5 protein-coding genes are annotated in these 6,000 nt (G+C 71.0%); 1 reads left to right on the top strand and 4 read right to left on the bottom strand.

Features of this window, described 5'->3' with window-relative positions; all coding sequences use genetic code 11:
• Nucleotides 1-130: 130 nt before the first annotated feature.
• Nucleotides 131-865, bottom strand: a complete 735-nt coding sequence (locus tag ABN273_RS47145) for a dienelactone hydrolase family protein (RefSeq protein WP_349456132.1) — start codon at nt 863-865, stop codon at nt 131-133.
• Nucleotides 866-942: 77 nt separating this feature from the next.
• Here ABN273_RS47145 and ABN273_RS47140 point away from each other — a divergent pair, with 77 nt between their 5' ends.
• Entirely contained in the window at nt 943-1,752 is an 810-nt protein-coding gene (locus ABN273_RS47140) for a helix-turn-helix transcriptional regulator (RefSeq protein WP_349456131.1), read from the top strand.
• 452 nt (nt 1,753-2,204) lie between these two features.
• Here the strand turns inward: ABN273_RS47140 and ABN273_RS47135 are convergent, their stop codons facing one another.
• The 3 genes from ABN273_RS47135 to ABN273_RS47125 are packed head-to-tail and all read right to left on the bottom strand — an operon-like array spanning nt 2,205 to nt 5,974.
• The gene (locus ABN273_RS47135) at nt 2,205-2,384 is read right to left on the bottom strand and encodes a hypothetical protein (RefSeq protein WP_349456130.1); all 180 of its coding nucleotides are present in this window, start codon (nt 2,382-2,384) and stop codon (nt 2,205-2,207) included.
• Nucleotide 2,385: 1 nt separating this feature from the next.
• Nucleotides 2,386-4,083: a CBM35 domain-containing protein gene (locus tag ABN273_RS47130; protein ID WP_349456129.1), complete on the bottom strand. Its 1,698-nt coding sequence runs from the start codon at nt 4,081-4,083 to the stop codon at nt 2,386-2,388.
• Between the two features lie 4 nt (nt 4,084-4,087).
• Nucleotides 4,088-5,974, bottom strand: a complete 1,887-nt coding sequence (locus ABN273_RS47125; RefSeq protein ID WP_349456128.1) for a glycoside hydrolase family 127 protein — start codon at nt 5,972-5,974, stop codon at nt 4,088-4,090.
• Nucleotides 5,975-6,000 lie beyond the last annotated feature (26 nt).

Genomic DNA, 6,000 nt, shown 5'->3' with positions numbered 1-6,000 from the left:
CGCAGGAGACCGGCCACATTCTCACCCGCCGAGCCCTCGGGGCTTGCTTGAGCCGTGGTGCGGGGAAAGCCCGCTCGCCCGGTTCTGAGGGGGCGGCGGCACGGCAACGTGCCGCCGCTACCCGACAGTCTCAAGAATTGGCGAGCAGGTTCAGGATCCTGTTCCAGGCGTGGTCTCGGGCCTTCTGGTCGAAGGCCGGCGTGCCGGGCCAGAAGAACGCGTGACCGACGTCGGGGTAGACGACCAGTTCGTGCTCAACGCCGGCCTGCTCCAGTGCGCCGCGGATCTGGCCGCGCTGGCCCGCGTCGATCAGTGTGTCGTCCTCGCCGACCAGATAGAGTAGTCGGCCGCTGATCCCAGGGGTCAGGTCGAGGGTGGGGGTGGGCCGGCTCATCGGGATATCAGTGGTGGGCAGCCAGCCGCCGTACAGCACGGCGGTGTGGCTGATCGGCAGTTGGCAGGCTGCCAGGTAGGCCAGGTGGCCCCCGGCGCTGAAGCCGATCATCGCGGTTCGCTGAATGTCTGGCTGCGCGCCCAGCCAGCTCAGGCAGGCCTCCGCATCGGCCAGGGCGTGCTGCCGGCGCAACTGATGCAGGAGGGCAAATCCTTCTCGGCGCCCAGCGTCGGTGCGTTCGAGCCAGCGGCCCGGTTCGGCGTGCCGGTGATAGAACTCCGGCACGAGGGCCAGATACCCGGCCTGCGCCAAGGCATCGGCCACGCCCCGGATGTCCGGGTTCACCGCGAAGAGCTCGTGCGCCACGATCACCGCGACCGGGGCGGCGCGGCCGGCCGGGCGGGCCAGGTAGGCGGGCAAAGAGGTGCCGTCGGCCACGGGGATGGTGATGGTTTCCGGGATGATCGCCATGGGTCCAGCATGGGCGAGGCTGAAACTGGTAACCAGAGCAGCCTGTTACTGGTACTGGCATGACTAGGCTGCGCTGTATGCCAGCAATCGGTGACCTTCGGGCCCTGGGGCAGTTGCTCCGGTCCCGGCGCGAGCGCCTGCGTCCCAGCGATGTCGGCCTGCCTGCCGGAAGCCGCCGGCGCACGGCGGGACTGCGCCGCGAGGAGGTCGCGCTGCTGGCCAACATGTCCGTTACCTACTACACGTTCCTCGAGCAGGGCCGACCTGTGCGGCCCTCGGCTCAGGTGCTGGACGCCCTGGCCGACGCGCTGCGGATGTCCGCCGCAGAACGACAGTACCTGCGGGTGCTGGCTCGCGGCGGTGAGGACGGGCTCGGCGCTGCGGCCGCCGCGGCACCGGCGGAGTGGATCGATCCCGAAGCGGTCGCCCTGGTACAGCGGCTCCAGCCGTTCCCGACGATCATCAAGGGACGCCGCTGGGACGTGCTGGCTGCCAACCCCGCCGCGCGTGAACTGTTCGCCGACTGGGACGCGCTGCCCGGCGGCGAGCGCAACCTCGTGCGCTGGATGTTCACCGCGCCGCGCGCCCGAACGGTGTATCTCGAATGGGAACCGGAGGCCCGGGCCATGCTCGGCCGGTTCCGGCTGGCGGCGGCCAGGCACCCAGACGATCCTGGCTTCGAGGCCCTGATCGAGGAGTTGAAGGCGGACAGCGAGGAGATCCGGCAGTGGTGGCCGCGGCATGACGTCGCGGCGGTGGGCAACGGATCGAAGAAGCTTCGCCATCCAAGACTCGGGCCACTCAACTACAGCCACGTCGTGCTGCAACTCGCAGACAACCCCGATCAGACCCTCGTCACTTACTCGGCGGCAGGCGCGGTCGAGTGAGGGAAACGGACGTGGCACATGGCCGTCCCTGGCAACGCCGCCCATCTGGCCACCCCCAACCATGAATCCCCAGCTCAGCCGCTCCCTCAGAACGAGCTACACCCGTCTGGTTTTCGTACTTGGCGCTGCTGGCGAGGTGGAGCCCGAGCCCCCGCTCGGAGAGGTCGAAGGGCTCCGGGTCAGCGTCGCCGGAGCGGAGGACAAACTCGCCCAGCTCGACCGACGCCCTCCAACCGCCGCGTCGTCGACCTCGGCATTCCCGTGATCATCGGAGGACAACGTGGAGAGCACCGGGAACCTCGCTTGAGCCACAGGACTCCGGCTGCTGTCGCGCCGACCAGCGCCACCGGCGGCAGCCATGGCAGTGTCGCTACGGCCGCCCACGCGCCACGCCCTGGCATGCACCGAGCAGGCCGCCCTCGACCAGGTCCGCGCCCTCATCACCTCAGCATTCAACGTGGAGCAATACCGCTCAGTGCCAGGAGTGCGAGCGTCACCTCGCTCGACGCCTGGCGCATCCGCGTCGAGGGTTCCTTCGCCGTGAGCAACGGCCTGGCCACCCAGATGCCCGCCACGTACTGATCGCGCTGCCCGGCGATCCGGCGCGGACCCGCCGGATCGCCGGGGCTCACGTCAGGTGACCTGGATGTAGTCGAGTTCGGCGTACCCGGTGCCGCCCGCGAAGTACGGCGAGCCCTTGGCCAGGCGGATCACGTTGTAGCCGGCCCGGAGGGTGACAGTGGTGCTGATCGTGGCGCCGAACTGCCCCCAGCCCGAGGTGGGCGGGTAGCTGACGGTGGTCCACGGGCCGCCGTTGTAGGCCAGCCCCTGGGTCGCGGTGGCGCCGGTGCCGTTGGCGTACCCGAGGGTCATCGTGTACGAGCGCGCGGTGGGCACGTTCACCACGAAGTCGACGTAGCTGTCGGTGCGCGGCGTGCCCGAGTTGTCGATCCGGCCCACGTAGCCGCCGCCCGACGCGCTGGAGGCGCTCAGCCGCTGGGCGCGGAACACGGAGGCGTTCTCGGCCTCGTATCGCTGCTGGTAGGCGGGCACCCCGCTGACCGGCTCGACGACGAGCTGGTAGGCGCTGGTGGCCGACATGTTGGGCACGGACACGCTGAGCTGCCCGCCGCTGACCGTCTGGGTCGTCGTGGAGATCGTGGTGGGGGCGGTGACCGCGGTGAAGCGGCCGCTGGACGGGGTGGACGACAGGGTGACGCGGACGCTGGAGCCGAGCGCGCCGAGGCCCGTGAGGTTGACGGTGTTGGTGCCGGCCTCGTTGCCGAACACCACGTTGACGATCTTGCGGGTGGGGTCGTAGGAGGCGAAGCCGTCCAGCCCTGTCGTCGTGGTCGACGTGGTCGTGACCATGTTGCCGGCCATGTCGCCGTACCACTTGTACAGCCACCAGGTGCCGGTGGGCTGGTTGTTGTTGACGACCAGGCCGTTCATGGTGCCGTACTCGTACCAGAAGGCCCGGTGCGCGGACTCGACGCCGCCCCGCTCCAGTTTGGCGACGTAGCTCGCGATCCGGCCGGGCACGTCGACCTCGCTGGTGGCGGCGTACTCGTTGATGGAGATGCGGCGCGGGCTGATGCCGAGCGAGGACTCAAGGTTGCGGTAGTCGGCGATGTCGGAGGCGATCCTGGTGGGGTTCTGCAGCTCGTGCCAGCAGATGATGTCGGGCAGGGTGCCGGTGTTCTTGGCGTTGGTGAGGAACGACTGCATCCAGGAGCGGTTGTAGGTGGCGGTGCTGGGTCCGACGATCGGCGTGAGGGTGTCGAGCGCGCGCACCGCCCGGTACGTACGCACCCAGGCGTCGTTGAAGTTGCCCGCGGCGGCGGTGTTCCAGGTGTAGTCGGGCTCGTTCCAGAGCTCCCAGCCGATGACGTTCGTAACCGTGGTGGCCGACAGCCGGGCGTTGACCATGGTGTTGACCTTGGCCAGCCAGTCGTCCCAGCTCACCCACCTGTAGGGGAAGTCGGGGTAGATGTCGGGCATGCGGATGAACTCGCCCGCGCCGACCCGGGTGGCCTGCGGGGCCACCAGCAGGGAGTCGCCGCCGGGCGGCTGGCCGTTGGGACGCTGGCCGACGCCGGGCGCGGGCTGGGTCAGGGAGTTCACCTTGATCGGGAGCAGGGTGGAGTCGGCCGGCCGGGAGTTCTCGGCCAGGCCGTACAGGCCGCCGGAGGCGACGTGGGTGACCGGCCTGAACGGCTGCGCGACGTTGACGGTCAGCGTCGCGCCCGCCGCCGCGGCCGGGGGCGCGGTGGTCACCAGAGCCGTGGCCGTGGTGACCAGGGCTAAGGCGAGCACTCGGAATCGGGACATGGTGTCACTCCTTCTCGATGGGCAACCAGACGCGCATGCTCGACGGGCCGCGATGGGCCCACGAGTGGTACGGCCGCAGCGGCACGTCGATCCACTCGACGTCCGCCGCGGAAGCAGCCGCGGCACCGGAGTAGGCCCACAGCCGGTCGGGGGGTGCGGCCAGGCGGCCGCGGACCCGGGCGCCGCCGGGCTCGGCCCGCGGCCCGGACAGTGGGTCGATCGCCAGGGCGTCGAGCCCGCCGGGGTGCGGAAGGTCGTGGGACTCGACGCACAGGACCTCGGGGCCCCGCTCGACGGCGACGCAGCCGCGTACGGCGTCGATGCGGGGGTCCGGCCAGGTGAAGCGGGGCTCCATCGGCAGTTCGAGCGTGATGACCTCGCCCGCCCGGAAGGCCCGCCGCACCGTGGCCATGCCGGGCTCGACCGGGCGCGCCCGCCCGTCCTCGACGAGTGTGGCGCCGGCGGCCCAGGCGGGGACCCGCAGGGCGAGCGTCCAGAGCCCGTCGTTCATGATCCGGACGCGGATGGTTCCGCTTTCGGGGTAGGCGGTCTCGACCTCCACCGCCGGCTCCCGCCCGTCCGGCAGCTCGGCGCGGATGGTCGAGGGGGCGTACTGGTGGATCTGGAGGCCGTCGTCGTCGGCGGTGGCGAGGTAGCCCTGGAGGCCGGCCAGGGTGCGGGCGACGTTGGTGGGGCAGCACGAGACGTCGAACCAGGCGGCCCTGACGCCGGCCTCGGCCCGCGGGCTCACCTCGTCCGCGTCCGCCGGCCTGCCCGAGGCCCGCTGGTGGAGGGGGTTGGCGTAGAAGAACGCCGTGCCGTCGGGGCTCGGGGAGGTCGCGATGACGTTGTAGAGCGTGCGCTCGATCAGATCTGCGTAGCGGACGTCGCCGGTGGCGAGGTGGAGGCGCCAGGAGACCATGATCGAGGCGACGCCGGCGCACGTCTCGCAGTAGGCCCGGTCCGGCGGCAGCTCCCAGTCCTCGCCGAAGCCCTCGTCCTGGTGGCGCGAGCCCATGCCGCCCGTGATGTAGGTGCGGCGCGCGACCGAGCGCTCCCATTGCCGTTCCACGGCGCTCAGCAACTCGTCGTCGCCGCGTTCGACGGCGACGTCCACGGCCGCGGCGGTGAGGTAGAGCGCGCGGACGGCGTGGCCGCGCCACACGTCGGCCTGCCGGATCGGGATGTCGTCCTGGAAGTAGGCGCGTCCCAGCGGGATGTCCCTGAGCGTGCCGTGCCCGCGGCGGTCGAGGAAGAGGCGGGCCTGCTCGATGTAGCGCTCCTCCCCCAGTGCCCGGCCGAACTCGGCGAGGCCGACCTCGATCTCCGGATGCCCGCAGATCCCGGCCCTGCCGTCCGGGCCGAACGTGCGGCACACGTGGTCCGCGGCCCGCCGCGCGATCCGTACCAGCTCGTCCTCGCCGTACGTGCGCAGCCGGGCCACCGCCGCCTGCAGGAGGTGGCCGGTGTTGTAGAGCTCGTGGCCCATCTCGAGGTCGCTGTAGCGCGGCGGCTGCTCGCCGTGCCCGAAGCAGGTGTTGAGGTACCCGTCCTGGTCCTGGGCGCGGGCGACGCGCGCGGTGAGCCGCTTGATCGCCGCCTCCGCCTCCGGGTCGCCGGTACGGCCCCACTCCCAGGACAGGGCCTCCAGGAGCTTGTAGACCTCCGAGTCGGAGAACGACCAGCCGGGGCGGTCGGGCGAGGTCGTGCCGTCGGCGACACGATCGAAGTTCGCCAGCCAGCCGAGGCGCTCCATCCACGACTCGCAGTGCGAGAGCGTGGCCGTGGCGTTGACGGCCTGCCGGCTCCCCCAGAACCCTCCGGTGATGGAGACCTGCGCGAGCCCGAGAGGGCGTACCCGGCCGTGCGACGGCAGCACGGGGCTGGTCATGTGGTGAACCTTTCGACGAATGGGGG

The organism is Nonomuraea sp. B19D2 (assembly GCF_040137845.1).
In the GTDB taxonomy this organism is placed as follows: Bacteria; Actinomycetota; Actinomycetes; order Streptosporangiales; family Streptosporangiaceae; genus Nonomuraea.
Note: the sequence above shows the minus strand (reverse complement) of the source record. Positions and strands in the feature narration are given on the sequence as shown.